16 protein-coding genes are annotated in these 18,201 nt (G+C 69.7%); 11 read left to right on the plus strand and 5 right to left on the minus strand.

Going from position 1 to position 18,201, the window contains the following annotated elements; translation table 11 throughout:
- Positions 1 to 7: 7 nt before the first annotated feature.
- The 4 genes from efeB to ACWFRU_RS32840 all read left to right on the plus strand — a co-directional run bounded on the left by efeB (position 8) and on the right by ACWFRU_RS32840 (position 4,979).
- Positions 8 to 1,240, plus strand: a complete 1,233-nt coding sequence (gene efeB / locus ACWFRU_RS32825; protein ID WP_453691781.1) for an iron uptake transporter deferrochelatase/peroxidase subunit — start codon at positions 8 to 10, stop codon at positions 1,238 to 1,240.
- A gap of 84 nt (positions 1,241 to 1,324) precedes the next feature.
- Positions 1,325 to 2,260 (plus strand): prephenate dehydratase, encoded by a 936-nt coding sequence (pheA, locus tag ACWFRU_RS32830; RefSeq protein ID WP_453691783.1) that lies wholly within the window; start codon positions 1,325 to 1,327, stop codon positions 2,258 to 2,260.
- 608 nt (positions 2,261 to 2,868) lie between these two features.
- Complete coding sequence (gene serS, locus ACWFRU_RS32835; RefSeq protein ID WP_453691785.1) at positions 2,869 to 4,158, plus strand: serine--tRNA ligase; 1,290 nt, start codon at positions 2,869 to 2,871, stop codon at positions 4,156 to 4,158.
- A complete protein-coding gene (locus tag ACWFRU_RS32840) occupies positions 4,155 to 4,979 on the plus strand; it encodes an HAD family hydrolase (protein WP_453691787.1) in 825 nt (274 codons plus the stop codon). Before serS ends, ACWFRU_RS32840 begins: the two co-directional genes overlap by 4 nt.
- Before the next feature lie 302 nt (positions 4,980 to 5,281).
- Here the strand turns inward: ACWFRU_RS32840 and ACWFRU_RS32845 are convergent, their stop codons facing one another.
- The 4 genes from ACWFRU_RS32845 to ACWFRU_RS32860 are packed head-to-tail and all read right to left on the minus strand — an operon-like array spanning position 5,282 to position 8,817.
- Complete coding sequence (locus ACWFRU_RS32845; protein WP_453691788.1) at positions 5,282 to 6,001, minus strand: ABC transporter permease subunit; 720 nt, start codon at positions 5,999 to 6,001, stop codon at positions 5,282 to 5,284.
- Between the two features lie 11 nt (positions 6,002 to 6,012).
- Positions 6,013 to 6,924 carry an ABC transporter ATP-binding protein gene (locus ACWFRU_RS32850; protein WP_363210273.1) on the minus strand — a complete coding sequence of 304 codons (912 nt, stop codon included), beginning with the start codon at positions 6,922 to 6,924 and terminating at the stop codon, positions 6,013 to 6,015.
- A complete protein-coding gene (locus ACWFRU_RS32855) occupies positions 6,921 to 7,826 on the minus strand; it encodes an ABC transporter permease (protein ID WP_453691789.1) in 906 nt (301 codons plus the stop codon). The genes ACWFRU_RS32850 and ACWFRU_RS32855 overlap by 4 nt, the downstream gene beginning before the upstream one ends.
- Positions 7,816 to 8,817 (minus strand): ABC transporter ATP-binding protein, encoded by a 1,002-nt coding sequence (locus tag ACWFRU_RS32860; RefSeq protein ID WP_453691851.1) that lies wholly within the window; start codon positions 8,815 to 8,817, stop codon positions 7,816 to 7,818. Before ACWFRU_RS32860 ends, ACWFRU_RS32855 begins: the two co-directional genes overlap by 11 nt.
- Positions 8,818 to 9,070: 253 nt before the next feature.
- On the opposite strand from ACWFRU_RS32860, the gene ACWFRU_RS32865 reads away from it, so the two are divergent.
- From ACWFRU_RS32865 to ACWFRU_RS32895, 7 genes are all read left to right on the plus strand, one after another.
- Positions 9,071 to 9,922 (plus strand): M24 family metallopeptidase, encoded by an 852-nt coding sequence (locus ACWFRU_RS32865; RefSeq protein ID WP_453691790.1) that lies wholly within the window; start codon positions 9,071 to 9,073, stop codon positions 9,920 to 9,922.
- Entirely contained in the window at positions 9,919 to 11,700 is a 1,782-nt protein-coding gene (locus tag ACWFRU_RS32870; RefSeq protein ID WP_453691791.1) for an SDR family oxidoreductase, read from the plus strand. Before ACWFRU_RS32865 ends, ACWFRU_RS32870 begins: the two co-directional genes overlap by 4 nt.
- Before the next feature lie 2 nt (positions 11,701 to 11,702).
- Entirely contained in the window at positions 11,703 to 12,644 is a 942-nt protein-coding gene (locus ACWFRU_RS32875; protein WP_453691792.1) for a metal-dependent hydrolase, read from the plus strand.
- A 26-nt stretch (positions 12,645 to 12,670) separates the two neighbouring features.
- Positions 12,671 to 13,654, plus strand: coding sequence for a MerR family transcriptional regulator (locus tag ACWFRU_RS32880; RefSeq protein WP_453691793.1), 984 nt, complete (start codon positions 12,671 to 12,673; stop codon positions 13,652 to 13,654).
- A gap of 150 nt (positions 13,655 to 13,804) precedes the next feature.
- Positions 13,805 to 14,383 carry an RNA 2'-phosphotransferase gene (locus tag ACWFRU_RS32885; RefSeq protein ID WP_453691794.1) on the plus strand — a complete coding sequence of 193 codons (579 nt, stop codon included), beginning with the start codon at positions 13,805 to 13,807 and terminating at the stop codon, positions 14,381 to 14,383.
- Between the two features lie 74 nt (positions 14,384 to 14,457).
- Positions 14,458 to 15,381, plus strand: a complete 924-nt coding sequence (locus ACWFRU_RS32890; RefSeq protein WP_453691795.1) for an LLM class flavin-dependent oxidoreductase — start codon at positions 14,458 to 14,460, stop codon at positions 15,379 to 15,381.
- A 61-nt stretch (positions 15,382 to 15,442) separates the two neighbouring features.
- Positions 15,443 to 16,330 (plus strand): Cof-type HAD-IIB family hydrolase, encoded by an 888-nt coding sequence (locus ACWFRU_RS32895; RefSeq protein WP_453691796.1) that lies wholly within the window; start codon positions 15,443 to 15,445, stop codon positions 16,328 to 16,330.
- Between the two features lie 107 nt (positions 16,331 to 16,437).
- Here ACWFRU_RS32895 and ACWFRU_RS32900 read toward each other — a convergent pair whose 3' ends face one another.
- Positions 16,438 to 18,174 carry a GAF domain-containing sensor histidine kinase gene (locus ACWFRU_RS32900; RefSeq protein ID WP_453691797.1) on the minus strand — a complete coding sequence of 579 codons (1,737 nt, stop codon included), beginning with the start codon at positions 18,172 to 18,174 and terminating at the stop codon, positions 16,438 to 16,440.
- Between the last annotated feature and the right edge of the window lie 27 nt (positions 18,175 to 18,201).

Raw genomic sequence — 18,201 nt, forward strand, 5'->3', positions numbered from 1 at the left:
AACCACCATGGCGGACAACGGGATTTCGAGACGGCGGCTGCTCGGCACCGCCGGCGCCACCGGTCTCGCGCTCGGAGCGGCGGGCGGCGCGGCCGGGTATGCCGCGGCGCCCTCGGACACCCCGGGGAAGGCGGCGTCGCTGGCGTCACTTGGCGCGGACACGGTCATGTTTCACGGGAAACATCAGCCGGGCATCACCACGCCCGTCCAGTCCCGCGGTCATCTGGTCGCGTTCGATCTGAAGGCGGGCGCGGGGCGCAAGGAAGCGGCCGCGCTGCTGCGCCGCTGGTCGGCGACGGCCGAGCGGTTGATGGCGGGCAAGGCCCCGGCAGGCGAGGACACGGATGTCGCCAAGGACGCCGGCCCGTCGTCGCTGACCGTCACCTTCGGTTTCGGGCACAGCTTCTTCGGGCGCACCGGCCTGGAGAAGCAGCGCCCGTCGGCGCTCGACCCGCTGCCGGACTTCTCGTCCGACCACCTCGACAAGGCGCGCAGCGACGGCGACCTGTGGGTGCAGATCGGCGCGAACGACCCGCTCGTCGCCTTCCACGCACTGCGCGCGCTCCAGAAGGAGGCGGGCGACGCGGCGCGGGTGCGCTGGCAGATGAACGGCTTCAACCGCTCGCCCGGCGCGACCGCGCAGCCCATGACCACCCGCAACCTGATGGGCCAGATCGACGGCACGAACAACCCGAAGCCGTCGGATGACGATTTCGACCGGCGGATCTATGTGCCCGCCACGGGAGACCCGTCCTGGATGGCCGGCGGCTCGTATGTCGTCGTACGCCGCATCCGGATGCTCCTCGACGACTGGGAGAAGCTCGGCGTCAAGGATCAGGAGGCGGTCATCGGGCGCCACAAGTCGGACGGCTCACCGCTGACCGGCGGCACGGAGACCACCGAGCCGAAGCTGGAGAAGGCGGACGCGGACGGCAAGTACGTCATCGCCCTCAACGCCCACGCCCGCATCACCCGCCCCGACCAGAACGGCGGCTCCGCGATGCTGCGCCGCCCGTTCTCGTACCACGACGGCTTCGACAAGGACGGGGAGCCGGACGCGGGTCTGCTCTTCGTGTGCTGGCAGGCCGACCCGCTCCGCGGCTTCGTGCCGGTGCAGCGCAAGCTCGACCGCGGGGACGCGCTGTCGGAGTTCATCCGGCACGAGGCGAGCGGGCTCTTCGCGGTGCCGGGCGGGGCAGCGAAGGGCGAGTACGTGGGGCAGCGGCTGCTGGAGGGGTAGCCCCGGGCGTCACGCGTGGGTGAGGCGGGCGTCGCTTGGTGAGACGCGTGAGCCGTGCCACGGGCAGGCCATTAGGGTGACGGTATGTCGGCGATGCGCTACACCTACCTCGGCCCCGAGGGCACCTTCACCGAGGCCGCCCTCCGTACGCTCCCGGAAGCGGCCACCAGGGAGCTCGTCCCGATGGTGTCCGTGCCGGCCGCGCTGGACGCGGTCCGGAACGGCGACGCGGCGGCGGCGCTGGTGCCGATCGAGAACTCCGTCGAGGGCGGGGTCACCACCACCGTCGACGAGCTCGCCAAGGGCGCGCCCCTGATGATCTACCGCGAGGTCGTCCTGCCGATCGCCTTCGCGCTGCTCGTCCGGCCGGGCACGCAGCTCAAGGACATCAAGACGGTGACCGGCCACCCGGTGGCCCAGCCGCAGGTCCGCAACTGGCTGGCCGCGAACCTGCCGGACGCCCTGTGGGAGTCGGCGGCCTCGAACGCGGACGGTGCGCGCCTGGTCCAGGAGGGCCGTTACGACGCGGCCTTCGCGGGCGAGTTCGCGGCGGCGACGTACGGCCTGGAACCGCTGGTCAGCGAGATCCACGACGCGGCGACCGCCGAGACCCGCTTCGTCCTGGTCGGCCGTCCGGCGCGCCCGGCGGCGCCGACCGGCGCGGACAAGACCTCGGTGGTCATCTGGCTCGGCGACGACCATCCCGGCGCCCTGCTCGAACTGCTCCAGGAGTTCGCCGTACGCGGCGTCAACCTGATGCGGATCGAATCGCGGCCCACCGGCCAGCGCATCGGCAACTACTGCTTCTCCGTGGACGCCGAAGGCCACATCACGGACCGTCGTGTGGGCGAGGCGCTGATGGGCCTCAAGCGGATCTGCCCGCAGGTGCGGTTCCTCGGGTCGTACCCGCGTGCGGGAGTGTCACCCGCCGATCTGCGGCCGCCGCGGCCGGGTACCACCGACGGCGAGTTCCTCGCGGCGTCGGACTGGCTGACCCAGTGCCAGGACGGCCGGTTCTGAGCCGACCCTCGGGTCGGGCGATCGGGTCGGGCGATCGGGTCGGGCGGGCGGTCTTACCTGCTGATTTACGTTGTCCACAAAGTTATCCACAGGGGTCGTTCTCGACCTGGGGACAAGTCGACAACGAAGCGTGACATGGTCGACAAATCGGCCTACAACCCACAACTCCGTCCACAGTCACGCACGTCACCCCTCGTCCACCCTTTTCCATTGATCAACTCTTTGGAGCGAACCATTTCCACTCGAAAGTGGGTGTGAGGGTGGTTTGGGTCGGGAATCCTTCGTCGTGCATGCGGCTTTCGGAACGATCTCTTCCGGCATCCACAGATCTTTCGCACAGCCTGTGGATAACTTTTCGGCAGGGGATATTCCTGTGGACAACGAGGCTCCAAGTCCCGCCTCCCACAAGGGGATCGAGTCAAGGGGGCGAGTCCCCTCTGCCCCATTTCGGGGAATGGGACCCTTTTCATTGACTCTGGGCCCGGCACTCGCGAGGCACGTCACGGGATGGACCGCGACGGGAATTCCCATTCCGGCAAATCGGTCATAACGCATCGCAGGGGAATATCGAGTCGAGAGCCGGAACCGCTCGACGGTAGCCTGGTGGGGTGATTGACCTTCGCCTGCTCCGTGAGGACCCCGACCGTGTTCGCGCCTCCCAGCGCGCCCGTGGAGAGGACGTCGCGCTTGTCGACGCCCTGCTCTCCGCCGACGAGCGGCGCAGGTCGTCCGGGCTCCGCTTCGACGAGCTCCGTTCCGAGCAGAAGGCGCTCGGCAAGCTCATCCCCAAGGCCTCGGGTGACGAGAAGGCCGAGCTCCTGAAGAAGGCCGGCGAACTCTCCGCCGCCGTCAAGGCGGCCAACGCCGCGCAGGACGAGGCCGACGAGGAGACCAAGCGCCTCCTTGGCCAGCTGGGCAACCTGGTCCACCCGGACGTCCCGGTCGGCGGCGAGGAGGACTTCGTCGTCCTCGACACGATCGGCACCCCGCGCGACTTCGCGGCCGAGGGCTTCGAGCCCAAGGACCACCTGGAGCTCGGCGAGCTGCTCGGCGCCATCGACGTCGAGCGCGGCGCGAAGGTCTCCGGCTCGCGCTTCTACTACCTGACCGGTGTCGGCGCCCTGCTCGAACTGGCCCTGGTGAACGCGGCGATCGCGCAGGCGACGGAGGCCGGGTTCATCCCGATGCTGACGCCCGCCCTGGTCCGCCCGCGCGCCATGGAGGGCACGGGCTTCCTCGGCCAGGCCGCCGAGAACGTCTACCACCTGGAGAAGGACGACTACTACCTGGTCGGCACCTCCGAGGTCGCGCTCGCCGGTTACCACATGGACGAGATCATCGACGCCGACAAGCTGCCCCTGCGGTACGCGGGCTTCTCGCCCTGCTTCCGCCGCGAGGCCGGTACGTACGGCAAGGACACCCGCGGCATCTTCCGTGTGCACCAGTTCGACAAGGTCGAGATGTTCTCGTACGTCGACCCGGCGGACGCGGAGAACGAGCACCAGCGGCTCCTGGAGTGGGAGAAGCAGTGGCTGACGGGCCTCGGCCTGCCCTTCCAGGTGATCGACGTGGCCACGGGTGACCTGGGCGCCTCGGCCTCGCGCAAGTTCGACTGCGAGGCGTGGATCCCGACGCAGGGCAAGTACCGCGAGCTGACCTCCGCGTCGAACTGCGACAGCTTCCAGTCGCGCCGTCTGTCGATCCGGATGCGCGACGAGAGCGACGGCAAGAAGGTGACGCAGCCGCTCGCGACGCTGAACGGCACGCTCTGCGCCGTCCCGCGCACGATCGTCGCCCTTCTGGAGAACCACCAGCAGGCCGACGGCTCCGTGTGGGTGCCCGAGGTGCTGCGTCCGTACCTGGGGGGACGAGAGATCTTGGAGCCCATCAACAAGTGAGCCACCCTGCTCCCGCCACGCCGTCCTTCCCGTACAAGCTCGTCGCGACCGACCTCGACGGAACGCTCCTGCGCTCCGACGACACGGTCTCGGCGCGTACGCGCGACGCGCTCACCGCGGCCACCGCGGCGGGCGCCGCGCACATCATCGTCACCGGCCGTGCCGTGCCCTGGACCCGGCACATCCTCGACGACCTGGGCTATGACGGCCTGGCGGTGTGCGGGCAGGGCGCGCAGGTCTATCACGCGGGCGAGCACCGGCTGCTCACGTCGGTCACGCTCGACCGGCAGCTCGCCGGTATCGCCCTCGCCAAGATAGAGGCGGAGATCGGTCCGCTGGCCCTTGCCGCGAGCCGTGACGGCCTCGACGGCCAAGTGATCGTCGGCCCTGGGTACGTGGTGCAGGACGGCCCGCTGCCCGCCGTCCCGTTCACGGATGTCGCCGAGCTGTGGGCCGCTCCGCTGAACAAGGTGTACGTCCAGCACCCGGGCCTGAGCGACGACGAGCTCGCCTCGGTGGCGCGTCAGGTGGCCGGGGGCCTGGTCGGCGTGACGATGGCCGGCGAAGGCATCGTCGAGCTGCTTCCCCTCGGCCTCTCCAAGGCGACGGGCCTGTCTCTCGCGGCACGCCGCCTCGGCGCGAAGGCCGCGGACACGATCGCTTTCGGGGACATGCCCAACGACATACCGATGTTCGGCTGGGCGGCCCATGGCGTGGCGATGGCCAACGCCCATGAGGAGCTCAAGTCGGTGGCCGACGAGGTGACGACGTCGAACGAGGACGACGGCATCGCGGCGGTGCTGGAGAAGCTTCTCGGCTAGCGCTTGCGGGCAGTACGCAGTGAGCCGGGCACCGCATGGCGGTGCCCGGCTCGCTGCGTGGTCGGGTGGGCGGCCCGCGCAGCGAGGTGCGCGCTCGAAGCGGCCGCCCCGGGCAGCTCCCCCGTGGGCGGGGCTCTACGGAGCGAGTGACTACTCCGAAGCCTGCCGCGGGCTGCCCTGCCGGGAACTCGACGGACTGGTGAAGGACACGTCGGCTCCTCTCCCGGTCGGCGGGCGCCAGGGTCGTGGCGCGGTGACACAACTACTGTGCCCGCGCCCCGTTTTGCCCGCCACCGAATTACTCACTCCTCCCCGGCCAGCGTCAGCGACCGCAGCTTCTGTCCGGCGTACCAGGTGGCGAGGACCGTGACGCCGACAAGGAGGGCCGTGGCGGCCGGCAGTCCGACGTCCGAGGTGACCAGGTCGCCGCCCGCCGTCTTCTGGGCGACGGCGAGCGACCACTGCTGGACGCTGAGGGTGCGTGCGCCAGGGACCAGCGACCCGAAGAGGGTCTCCCACACGAGGGCGTAGACGAGCCCGAAGACGACCGCGTGCCGGGTGATCGTGCCAAGGAGCAGGAAGATCGCCGCGTACGCGATGGAGGCGACCAGGGCGGCGATCGTGTACGCCACGGCGATCTGCTGACCGTTGCCGTTCAGGATCATGCCCGCGATGAACGTCGGGATCGCGGAGAAGGCCATGGTGACGGCGATGGCGATGGTGAGCTTGGTGGTGATGATCGTGGGCCGCTTGACCGGTTTGGAGAGGAGATAGACGACGGAGCCGTCGTCGATCTCCGGGCCGATGGCTCCGGTGCCCGCGATGACGCCGATGATCGGCACCATCGTGGCGAGCGCGAAGCCGCCGAGGAGGTCGGAGGCGACCTGGTCGTCGGCGCCGTTGAATCCGCGGACCGCGGCGGCGATGACGACCAGCAGGACGGGCAGGGCCAGGAGGATCAGTGCCCGGCGGCGGCCGAGCAGGGCCCGGTAGGTGAGCCGGGCGACAGTGGGGTCGTACACGATGGCTCCCTTCAGGCCGCGACGAGATAGGAGAAGACCGACTCGAGGGACTCGTCCGAGGGCGAGACCGTGAGGAGCCGGATGTCGTGATCGCGGGCGATGCGTGGCAACAGGGCGGTGAAGCGTCCGAAGTCGATGGCTTGGATGCGCAGGGCGCCTTCCTTGAGGTCGACTTCGATTCCCGCCGTCGACGGGTCCGCGATCAGGGCGGCGGCCAGGGCACGGTCGTCGCTGGAACGCACGAGGTAGCGGTGGGGGCGGTCGGTCATCAGGCGCCGGATCTTGCGGAAGTCACCGCTCGCCGCGTGCCGTCCGGCCACGATCACCTCGATGTGCGAGGCCAGTTGCTCGACCTCTTCGAGGATGTGCGAGGAGAACAGGACCGTGCGGCCCTCGTCCCCCATGCGCCGCAGCAGGTCCATCAGTTGCATGCGCTGGCGCGGGTCCATGCCGTTGAACGGTTCGTCGAGCAGGAGCACGGAGGGTTCGTGGACGAGGGCGGACGCCATCTTCACGCGCTGCCGCATGCCCTTGCTGTACGTCGAGATCTTGCGGTCCTGCGCGTACTCCATCTCGACGGTGGCGAGGGCCTTGTGCGCGGCCCGCTTGTCCAGGCCGTGCAACTCGGCGTTGGCGACGACGAATTCGCGCCCGGTGAGGAAGTCGTACATCCCCTCGCGCTCGGGGACGATGCCGATGTCCTTGTAGATCTGTTCGTTGCGCCAGATCGGCTTGGCGTCGAGGGTGACGCTGCCGGTGGAGGGGGCGAGGAATCCGCCCATCATGTTGATGAGGGTGGACTTCCCCGCGCCGTTCGGACCGAGGAGGCCGGTGACGCCCGGTCCGACGTTCATCGTGATGTCGTTGACCGCCACCACGTTGCCGAACCAGCGGCTGGTGTGGTCGATGTTGATCGTGCTCACAGCCCGACCTTTCGGTAGCGGCGCAGCAGTGCGCCGTAGCAGCCCGCGATGAGGGCGAGGACGACGATCACGTAGACCGCGCCCGTGCCGGACGAGGGGCCTTCCCCTCCGGGGAAGGCGGAGGTCGCGCCGAGGAAGGCGGACTGTACGCCGTCGATCAGCGTGATCGGCGAGAACAGGCCGAGCCAGGCGAGGGCGTCGGTGCTGCCCTGTTCGTGGGCGATGGCCTGGACCGTGGACACCGCTCCGTAGCTGATGGTCAGTACGGCGATGACGGCGGCGATCCCGAAGCCGCGGCGGGGAGTGACGGCCGAGACGACGAGTGCGATGCCGGAGAACAGGAGCGAGAGGAGTGCCACGGAGACGAGCCCCTGGCCGAAGCCCTTGGTCTGGTCGGCGAAGTCGAGCTTGGCGAGCAGCGCCCCCACGTAGAGGACGAGCAGTGGTGCGGCCGTGAGGATGAAGAGGGCCGAGGCCATCGCCGCGAACTTCGCGCGTACGTAGTCGCTGTGCTCGATGGGGCGGGAGAAGTAGAGGGGGACGGTCTTGAACCGCAGGTCGCGGGAGACCGTCTGGGGAGCCTGGGCGGCGAGGTAGAGACTGATGACGGCCTGCAGCAGGATCGCGTATCGGGTGTACTCGACGGGGAGTTCGTTCGCCTTGGTGGTCACGGCGACCGCCACCATGATCGCGGCGGGTACGCACATCACCGCGAAGAGGATCATGGGGAGGACCTTGGACTTGGCTGAGCGGCCGAGTCCGTACGCCCCGCGCAGGCTCTGTGAGAAGAGCGAGCGGCGGGCGTAGGCGCGGCCCAGGCGCGGGCCGTCGTAGTTGCGATAGCCGATGTTGTGGATCTGTGTCTGTTGACCGGCGTGTGCCGGGGGCTGCTCAACCGCCATGGCGGACCGCCTCCTTCCGCGCATCCGTCTGCTCGGGTTGCTGGGTTTGCTCGGGCTGCTCGGTTTGTTCGGACTGGAAGACTTCGGCGATGTGGTGCCGGCGCTGTTCCATCCGGACCAGGCCGAGGCCGAGGTCCGCCACCAGGTCGCGGACCAGGTCGTACGTCTCGTCGCCGGTCGCTTCGAGCAGCACGGTGTGCCCGGCGCCGGGCAGGCCGCTTCCCTCGTGGGTGGCGACCCCCCGTCCCTGCAGCGCGTCGCGGAACACCTTGGTGCCCTCGGGGTGTTCGTCGGTGTCCGTCACCTCGACGGCCAGCGTCGTGGTGGTCTGGGTGAAGTCGGTGGTGGAGCTGGATCGAAGGAGCTTGCCGCCGTCGATGACGACGACGTGGTCGCAGGTGCGCTCCAGCTCGCCGAGGAGGTGTGAGGTGACCAGGACGGAGATGCCGAAGTCCGTGTGGACGCGGCGGATGAGGTCGAGCATCTCGTCGCGGCCCACGGGGTCGAGGCCGTTGGTCGGCTCGTCCAGGAAGACCAGGTCGGGGTCGTGGACGAGGGCCTGCGCGAGCTTGACGCGCTGTTTCATGCCCGTCGAGTAGCCACCGATCGGGCGGTAGCGCTCCTCGTACAGACCGACGTGCCGCAGGGTGTCCGCGGTGCGCTCGCGGGCCGCCGTGGGAGGCAGCCCGGACATGCGCGCCATGTGGACGACGAACTCGGTGGCCGAGACGTCGGGCGGCAGGCAGTCGTGCTCGGGCATATAGCCGACGCGCTCACGGATCTGGCCCCCACTGGTGGCGACGTCGAGGCCGAGCACGGCGGCGGTCCCCTCCGTGGCGGGGGACAGACCCAGCAGGATCTTGATCAGTGTGGACTTGCCGGCTCCGTTGGCTCCGACGAGGCCGGTCACACCGGGCCCGATATCCATGGAGAGCCGGTCAAGCGCGGTCACCCTCGGGAACCGCTTGCTCAGGCTTTCGGTCGCGATCACAGTCACGATTCGAAGGTAGTGGCGCAGGCCACATCGAGCGTCAGACCAGGGTCTTGTCCTCACCTCACTCTCCGGTATTACGGGCCCGTAGGGGTCCTCCTGAGGTCGACCCCTGGGGGATGTCCCGCAGCCGACCCTGGAGTCGGGCCCGGCTCGTGCACAGCTATTGACGTAGCCGCCGAGCATTGTCACATTCATCAGTGTCAAGTTACGGACGCGTACTGCGATGGACCGGACACGGACGGACGGTGGCATGACCTCAGCAGTGGCAGGTGAACTCTCCGCGGAACTGCGGGGGTTCAGGGAAGTCCAGACCCTCGCGTATGAATGCGCGGAGGCGGTCGCGGCGCAGCTCCGGCCCGGGGTGACCGAGCGCGAGGCCGCTCGCATGCAGCGTGACTGGCTGCGTGAGCGGGGTGTGCGGGACTGGTTCCACCTGCCCTTCGCCTGGTTCGGGGACCGCACGGCGTTCGTGAACTTCCGGATACCGCTGCAGTTCTTCCCCACCAACCGCCGGCTCGAGCCGGGGATGCCCTTCATCCTCGACATGGCCCCGGTCTACAAGGGCTACACGGCGGACATCGGCTACTCGGGCTGCCTCGGCCTCAACCCCGTGCACGACAAGCTGCTCGCCGACCTGGAAGCGCACCGCGAGCTGCTCCTGCGCGAGGTGCGTGAGCGCCGCCCGCTGCGCGAGATCTATGAGGACGTGGACCGGCTCATGGTGCGCCAGGGCTATGCCAACCGTCATCGCGCGTATCCCTTCGGCGTCATCGCGCACAAGGTCGACCGGGTCAAGGAGCGCCGGCTGTCGCCGAACGTCTTCGGCTTCGGCACGCAGTCCCTGAAGGGCCTCGCGAGCGATGCGATCCACGGCCACCGGGACGGCTGGTCGCCGCTCTGGTCGCCGTACAAATTCTCCGACCACCCGCCCCAGAAGGGGCTCTGGGCGGTCGAACCGCACCTCGGATTCAGGGGTACGGGCGCGAAGTTCGAGGAGATCCTGGTCGTCACCGACTCCAGGGACCCCGAGCAGAGCGCGTTCTGGCTGGACGACGATCTGCCGCATGTGCGGCGCTGGGCTGAAGAGAGGGCCGCCGCATGACCACGGGAGGAATCACCAAGGGGATCAAGGGCGCCCGCGAGCGCTGGGTGCGCACGGGCGGGGTGGAGCTGTGCGTCGCCGAGCTCGGCGACCCGACGCAGCCCACGGTGCTGCTCGTGCACGGCTATCCGGACTCCAAGGAGGTCTGGTCGGAGGTGGCCGAGCGCCTCGCCGACCGCTTCCACGTCGTGCTGTACGACGTGCGTGGGCACGGCAGGTCGACGGCTCCGAAGCCGCTGCGCGGCGGTTTCACCCTGGAGAAGCTGACCGATGACTTCGTGGCCGTCGCGGACGCGGTGAGCCCGGGCAAGCCGGTGCATCTGGTCGGTCATGACTGGGGCTCGGTACAGGCCTGGGAGTTCGTCACGGTCAAGCGCACCGAGGGGCGCATCGCGTCCTTCACCTCGATGTCGGGGCCCTCGCTCGACCACTTCGGGCACTGGATCAAGAAGCGGATGACCCGGCCCACGCCCCGCAAGGTCGGCCAGCTCCTCGGCCAGGGCGCCAAGTCCTGGTACGTGTACATGCTGCACACGCCGGTGCTCCCCGAACTCGTCTGGCGCGGGCCGCTCGGCAAGCAGTGGCCGAAGATCCTCCAGCGCATGGAGAAGGTGCCCGCGGGCGACTACCCGACGGCGTCGCTGCCGTCGGACGCCGCGCACGGAGCATGGCTCTACCGCGACAACGTCCGCGCCCGGATGCGCAGGCCCCGCGCCGACGCGTACGCGCACGCCCCCGTCCAGCTCATCACGCCGTCCGGCGACATCTTCCTGTCGGAGCGGCTCTACGACGAGCTGGAGCTGTGGGCCCCGGAGCTGGTGCGCCGCAGCATCCCCGCCAAGCACTGGGTGCCCCGCACGCGCCCCGACCAACTGGCCGCCTGGATCACCGACTTCGTGACGTCGAACGAGGACGGCGTGCCCACGAACGACAGTGTGGCCACGGGGAAGCACGCCGATCGCTTCGGCGGCCAGCTGGTCCTGGTCACCGGGGCGGGCAGCGGCATCGGCCGGGCCACGGCCTTCGCGTTCGCCGAGGCGGGCGCACGCGTCGTGGCCGTCGACCGGGACGCGGAGAGCGCGGCCCGCACGGCGGAGATGTCGCGCCTGATCGGGGCCCCCGAGGCCTGGGGCGAGGCGGTCGACGTCTCCGACGAGCAGGCCATGGAGAAGCTCGCCGAGAAGGTCGCCCGGGAGTACGGCATCGTCGACGTCCTGGTGAACAACGCGGGGATCGGGCTCTCCGGATCGTTCCTCGACACGAGCGCCGAGGACTGGAAGAAGGTCCTCGACGTCAATCTGTGGGGCGTGATCCACGGGTGCCGGCTCTTCGGCAAGCAGATGGCCGAACGCGGCCAGGGCGGCCACATCGTCAACACCGCGTCCGCGGCGGCATTCCAGCCGTCCAAGGCCCTGCCCGCCTACAGCACCTCCAAGGCCGCGGTCCTGATGCTCAGCGAGTGCCTGCGCGCGGAGCTGGCGGGCCAGGGCATCGGGGTCTCCGCGATATGCCCGGGCTTCGTGAACACGAACATCACGGCGACCACGCACTTCGCCGGCGTCGACGCCGAGGAGGAGAAGCGCCGCCAGAAGAAGACCTCGCGCCTGTACGGCCTGCGGAACTACCCGCCGGAGAAGGTCGCGGACGCGATCCTGCGCGCGGTCGTCAAGAACCAGGCCGTGGTCCCGGTCACCCCGGAGGCCCGTGGCGCCCACCTCATGTCCCGCTTCACGCCCAGGGCCCTGCGCGCGATAGCCCGATTGGAGCCGCCGCTGTGAGCATGGAGAAGAGCACCGGCACGAACACCGAGGAGCACGACCTCGAAGAGCACTACACGATCGTTCCGCGCCGGGTCTCGTTCGACTGGGAGCGGACCCCGCTGCACTGGATACCGGACGAGCCCACCGCCACCCACGTGATCAACGTGCTGCATCTGCTTCTCCCCGCGGGGGAGCGGTGGTTCGTGAAGGTCTTCAAGGAAGGCCTTCCCCTGGTCACCGATCCGCAGCTGCTGAAGGACGTCAAGGGCTTCATGGGCCAGGAGGCCACGCACAGCGTGCAGCACGCGCATGTGCTCGACCACCTGGCGGCGCAGCGGCTCGACACCGCCGCGTTCACCAAGTACGTCGACTTCCTCTTCGAGAAACTCCTCGGCGAGACGCCGCCGTTGGGCGCTCCGATACCGACGCGGGAGTGGCTGCGGTTCCGCCTCGCGGTCGTCGCGGCGATCGAGCAGTTCACGGCGGTCCTGGGGAACTGGGTGCTGCACGCCGAGGGTCTGGACCGCGCGGAGGCCGACGAAGTCATGCTCGACCTGCTGCGCTGGCACGGCGCGGAGGAGGTCGAGCACCGCTCGGTCGCCTTCGACATGTACCAGCACTGCGGCGGCGAAGGTCTGCCCCGCTATGCCCGCCGCATCGCGGGCATGACGGTCACGGCGCCCGTGATGCTGTACCTGTGGCTCTGGGGCACCGCCTACCTGATGCGCCGGGACCCCCAGCTCGCGGGGCGCGTCCGCTACTCCCTGGCGGAGCACAACAAGGCCGTCAGGAAGGGGCTGCTGCCCACCTGGCGGGAGATCGGCACGGCCATACCCCGCTACCTGCGGCGGTCGTACCATCCCTCGCAGGAAGGCTCGCTGCGCAAGGCCGTCGAATATCTGGCGGAGTCGCCCGCGGCACGGGCCGCGGCCGGTGCGGTCGGCCGAGCGGCCATCGCCTAGCACGAGGGTTTACGGAGGCGGGGAGCGTGGACGAGCAGTCGGACGCCGGGCAGGGACTCGTGGATCACGGCACCGCGCCCAGGCCGGCGGAGTACCGCATCGAGGACTTGGCGCACCGCAGCGGCGCCACGGTCCGCACGATCCGCGCCTACCAGGACCGCGGCCTGCTCCCCCGGCCCGAGCGGCGCGGCCGGGCCAATGTGTACGGCGACACGCATCTGGCCCGGTTGAGACAGATCGCCGACCTGCTGGAGCGGGGTTACACCCTGGCCTCCATCAAGGAGCTGCTCGAGGCCTGGGACGCGGGCCGGGGGCTCGGTGGCGTCCTGGGCCTCGTGGCCGAGGTCGGCGGTCCGTGGACGGACGAGAAGGCCGACCGGATGACCCGGGCGGAGCTGGACGCGGCGTTCGGCGGAGAGCCGGACGAGGCCGCGGTGGCCGACGCGATCGCGCTCGGCGTGCTTGAGCCCGTGCCGGGACGCGACGACGAATTCCTGGTCCCGAGCCCTCAAGAGCTGGCGGTGGCGGTGGAGTTGCACGCCGCCGGGGTTCCGCTGTCCGCGATCTCGGGCCATTTGCGGGAGTTGAGGGGGCAGGTCGAGCACATAGCCGCCCGTTTCTTGGAGTTCACCACCGAGCATGTATTCGCGCGCTATCTCGGTCAGCACCCGCCGAGCGAGGCGGATGCGGCGGAGGCGGCCGCTCTCGTCCGGCGTCTGAGGCCGCTGGCCCAGCAATCCGTCGACGCCGAACTTGCCCGCGCCATGCGCCTGTTCGCCACGCGACACCTGCAGCACCACCTAGCCGCGGGGCAACCGGCTCAACGTACGAATGAGCCGCTGCCGGTAGCCCTGCCGGCGACGACAATGCAGGCTGTGGAGGCGCTGGTTGGCCGGGAGAACGCTGCGGCCTTCGTAGCAGCCGCCGCTGAACGCGAGGTTCAGGCCAGGACGTTGGACGCACTTGCGGCAAGTCGGGGCAATGCAACCCCTGTTGATCAAAAGGTGTGAATCAGCTGTGAGTTGTCCACAGAATCGCCAATACCCCTGTGGATAACCGGACTTGGTTGTGGATCAAACCTGTGGACCAAAAGAGTCGGATGAAAAGTCGGTGGACGAAAATGAAGTGCGGGGAGAACGGTTCGACGCGAGGCTGAACGGATGATTAGAGAAGCCCCCTCCGCGGACGCGCCGGACGAGCGGCGCACCGTGAAGGTGTCGAAATACCTTTCCAAGCACCTGCGCCATCAGCCGGAGAGAATCGGTCTCACGCTCGACGAGAACGGCTGGGTGGAGATCGACGCCCTCGTCGCGGCAGCCGCGGCCCACGGTTTCCGCTTCACGCGCGGCGAGCTCGACCACGTGGTGGCCACGAACGACAAACAGCGCTTCGCGATCGAGGGCAGCCGTATCCGTGCCAGTCAGGGCCACTCCGTCGACGTCGACCTGAACCTGCCTCCGGCCACCCCGCCCGCGTATCTCTTCCACGGCACGGTGGTCCACAACATCGCCGCGATCCGCGCCGAAGGCCTGCGGCCCATGAACCGTCACGCCGTGCACCTGTCGCCCGACCGCGAGACCGCCACCCGCGTCGGCGCCCGCCGTGGACGGCCTGTCGTTCTCTCCGTCGACACGGGCGCGATGCACCGCGACGGACACGTCTTCCAGGTCAGCGCCAACGGCGTCTGGCTCACCGACGCCGTGCCCCCCGAATATCTCCGCTTCCCGGCCGGGCACTGACCTCCCCCCACAGACACCGGCCCGACCCGGCCGAGCTGCGAGGACGCGGTTTCCAGGGGCTTACGCTCTGATACATGAGTTTGCGTCTGAGCACCGTGATCCTGCCCGTCCGCCGCTGGCACGAGGGGGGCAAGGAGCGCTGGCAGCGGGCGGAGGAGCTGGGGTTCCACACCGCGTACACCTACGACCACCTCTCCTGGCGGACCTTCCGCGACGGGCCCTGGTTCGGCGCGGTGCCGACCCTGACCGCCGCCGCGGCCGCCACAGACAGGCTGCGCCTCGGCACCCTGGTCACCTCGCCGAACTTCCGGCACCCGGTGACCCTCGCCAAGGACCTGATCACGCTGGACGACGTGTCCGACGGCCGGATCACCCTCGGCATCGGCGCGGGCGGCAACGGCTTCGACGCCACCGCACTGCTCAAGGCGGGCGAGGAGCCCTGGACCCCGCGCGCACGGGCCGATCACTTCGGCGAGTTCCTGCCGCTGCTCGACCGCCTTCTCACCGAGGACGTCGTCTCGTACGAGGGCGAGTACTACTCCGCATCCGAGGTGCGCAACATCCCGGGCTGCGTCCAGCGCCCCCGGCTGCCCTTCGCGGTCGCCGCCACCGGACCGCGCGGCCTGAAGCTCGCCGCGCGCCACGGGCAGGCGTGGGTGACCACGGGCGACCCCAAGCTCTTCGAGAACGGCACCCCGGAGCAATCACTTCAAGCCATCCGCGGACAGGCCGACAAGCTGGCCGCGGCCTGCGACGCGATCGGCCGGGACGTCGCCGAACTCGACAAGATCCTGCTCACCGGGTTCACCCCGGACCGCCCCCTCGACTCCTTCGACGCCTTCGTCGACTTCGCCGGCAACCACGCTGAGCTGGGCTTCAACGAGGTCGTGCTCCACTGGCCGCTGCCGGGAACGGATTTCGCGGCCGACGAGAAGCTCTTCGAGCGGATCGCCACGGAGGCGCTCGTGCAGTTGGGAGGCAGCACAGCAGGGGCATAAAGGCACTCAGATGTGCGCCCCAGCGCACGCCCGTGCAGGCAGGTGCGGGACAATCGGTGGCGTGACCTCAGCTACCCCACGGCCCAAGACCCCGGCCGCCTCCGCCCCCCACCGGCCCAAGGCCCGGCTGATCGCCACGGACCTGGACGGCACCCTTCTCCGTGACGACAAGTCCGTGTCCGACCGCACCGTCGCCGCACTCGCCGCCGCCGAACGGGCCGGGATCGAGGTCTTCTTCGTGACCGGCCGCCCGGCACGCTGGATGGACGTCGTCAGCGCTCACGTGCACGGCCACGGGCTGGCCATCTGCGGCAACGGCGCGGCCGTGGTCGACCTGCACGACGGGTCGGGCGGCCATCGCTTCGTGAAGGTACGGGAACTGCGGCGCGAGGACGCGCTCGACGTCGTCCGGCTGCTGCGCGCGGCGGCCCCCGGCACGTCCTTCGCGGTCGAGCGGACCGGCGGACTGCACCACGAGCCGACCTACCCGCCCCTGCACCTGGAGCCGGGCGAGAGCGTCGCCCTCGCGGAGAAACTGCTCGCCGAGGACTCTGACAACGCGACCCAGCCCATCCTGAAGGTCCTCGCCTTCCACCCCGAGATCGCGCCCGACGACTTCCTGGTCGTGGCCCGTGAGGCCGTGCGCGGCCAGGTCGAGATCACCCGGTCGAGCCCGAGCGCCCTGCTCGAGATCAGCGGTCCGGGAGTTTCCAAGGCCAGCACGCTGGAGCTGTGCTGCGCCGAGCGCGGCATCACGCCCGCGGAGGTCGTCGCCTTCGGGGACATGCCGAACGACATCGAGATGCTCACCTGGGCGGGCACGTCGTTCGCGATGGGCAACGCGCACCCGGACGTGCTCGCCGCCGCGTCCGGCCGTACGGTCGCCAACAACGAGGACGGCGTGGCGGTCGTCATCGAACGAATCCTGAGCGAACAGCAGGACCTGTAGCGAGACCCACGACTGGACCGGTCCCTGGGCTGGATCATCAGAACAGGGACCCCCGCCCCTCCTGATCAGGGGCGCCCGCCCCTCCTGGTCAGGGACCCCCGCCCCTCCTAGTAAGGCGCCTGCCACACCACGGCCGTGCCCCCGCCGTCCTCGCCGATGCCCGGCCCGTACCAACTGTCCCCGCCGAGCGACTCCGCGCGCCTCTTGAGGTTCTTCAGGCCGCTGCGCCGGCCGCCCTCCGCGATGCCGACGCCGTCGTCCGAGACCGTCAGGCGTACGCCCTGCTGCCCGTCGGGCAGGGTCACCGTCGCGTCGACCACCACGTCGATGCGATCGGCCCGCGCGTGCCGGAACGCGTTGGACAGCGCCTCGCGCAGGGCCGCGATGAGGTTCTTCCCGGTGAGCTCGCCGACCACGGTGTCGACGGCGCCCACGAAGTGGTGCGTGGGCTTGAAGCCGAGCGGTACCGCGGCCATGTTGACCTCGCGAAGGACCCGCGTACGCAGCCCCGAAGGAGCCTCGGCCGGACCCTGCTGCAAGGCGAAGATCGCCGTCCGGATCTCCTGGATCGTCACGTCCAGCTCGTCGACGGCTTTGCCCACCCCCGTCTGCACCTCGGGCACGACGGACCTGCGCTGCGCGCTCTCCAGCATCATCCCGGTGGCGAACAGGCGCTGGATCACGAGGTCGTGCAGGTCGCGTGCGATCCGGTCGCGGTCCTCGTACACCGCGAGCCGTTCCCGGTCGCGCTGCGCCTCGGCCATCATCAGCGCGAGCGCCGCCTGCGAGGCGAACTGGGTGGCGAGGGTCCGCTCGGTCTCGCTGAACGGCCGGGCGCCACGCGCGCGTGGCGTGACGAGCGTCCCCATGACGCGGCCGTCGCTCTGCAGCGGCAGCATCATGACGGGTCCGTAGTCGCGGGCCAGGTCGGTCATGACGCGCGGGTCCGTGGCGGCGTCGTCGAGGAACACGGAGTCCCCGGCGAGCAGATCGGTGATGATGCGGCTCTCCGGGGGGACGACCACGCCGAGCACTCCGGAGGGTTCGTCGGAGGAGACGGCGACGATCTCCATGCCGCCCTCCTCGTCGGGCAGCAGCACGATCCCGGCGGCCGAGTCGGCGAGATGGCGGGCCTGTTCGGCCACGACGGCGAGCGCCTCCTCCGAGTCGCTGCCCGCGAGCAGTGCCGTGGTGACCGCCACGGAGCCGTCGATCCAGCGTTCGCGCTGCATGGCCGCTTCGTAGAGGCGGGCGTTGCCGATGGCGATGCCCGCCTCCGTCGCGAGGACGCGGACCATGTGCACGTCGTACTCGTTGAAGTCGCCGCCGCCTCGCTTCTCGGTCAGGTAGAGGTTGCCGAAGATCTCACCCTGTACGCGGATGGGGACGCCGAGGAAGGTCCGCATGGGCGGGTGGTGTGCCGGAAAGCCGCATGAGCGCGGGTCGGCGGAGAGATCCGCGAGGCGCAGGGTCTCCGGCTGGTGGATGAGGGCGCCGAGCAGCCCCTTGTGCCCGTCGGGCAGCCGCCCGATCCGCTCGGCGGCCTCCTCGCCGATGCCGACGTGGACGAAGTCGGAGAGCCCCTTGCCGTCTTCGGAGACGACGCCGATCGCCGCGTAGTGGGCGTCCGCGAGCTCGGCCGCCGTCTCGCAGATGCGGTCGAGCGTGGTGTGCAGTTCGAGCCCGGCGCCTACGGAGCGCATCGCCTCCAGAAGTTGCGGCACGCGCGCGGTGAGCTCGGGGGAGAGGCCCTGCAGGCTGCGGGTCGCTTTCTTCGCGGCCTCTATGGCGTCCGATGAGCCGTCGGGTTGCGGGGAGGCTGCGGAGGCCGAGGGCGCTGACATGCCTTTGAGAGTAGTTAGTCCTATTTG

This window comes from Streptomyces sp. NPDC055099, from assembly GCF_053607685.1.

Excerpts from the sequence above, each read along its gene's own strand:
- ACWFRU_RS32855 (WP_453691789.1), bottom strand. The coding sequence starts at position 7,826 with ATGGCGGTTGAGCAGCCCCCGGCACACGCCGGTCAACAGACACAGATC.
- ACWFRU_RS32890 (WP_453691795.1), top strand. The coding sequence starts at position 14,458 with ATGAGTTTGCGTCTGAGCACCGTGATCCTGCCCGTCCGCCGCTGGCAC.
- ACWFRU_RS32865 (WP_453691790.1), top strand. The coding sequence starts at position 9,071 with ATGACCTCAGCAGTGGCAGGTGAACTCTCCGCGGAACTGCGGGGGTTC.
- ACWFRU_RS32900 (WP_453691797.1), bottom strand. The coding sequence starts at position 18,174 with ATGTCAGCGCCCTCGGCCTCCGCAGCCTCCCCGCAACCCGACGGCTCA.
- ACWFRU_RS32870 (WP_453691791.1), top strand. The coding sequence starts at position 9,919 with ATGACCACGGGAGGAATCACCAAGGGGATCAAGGGCGCCCGCGAGCGC.
- ACWFRU_RS32875 (WP_453691792.1), top strand. The coding sequence starts at position 11,703 with ATGGAGAAGAGCACCGGCACGAACACCGAGGAGCACGACCTCGAAGAG.
- pheA (WP_453691783.1), top strand. The coding sequence starts at position 1,325 with ATGTCGGCGATGCGCTACACCTACCTCGGCCCCGAGGGCACCTTCACC.
- efeB (WP_453691781.1), top strand. The coding sequence starts at position 8 with ATGGCGGACAACGGGATTTCGAGACGGCGGCTGCTCGGCACCGCCGGC.
- ACWFRU_RS32885 (WP_453691794.1), top strand. The coding sequence starts at position 13,805 with ATGATTAGAGAAGCCCCCTCCGCGGACGCGCCGGACGAGCGGCGCACC.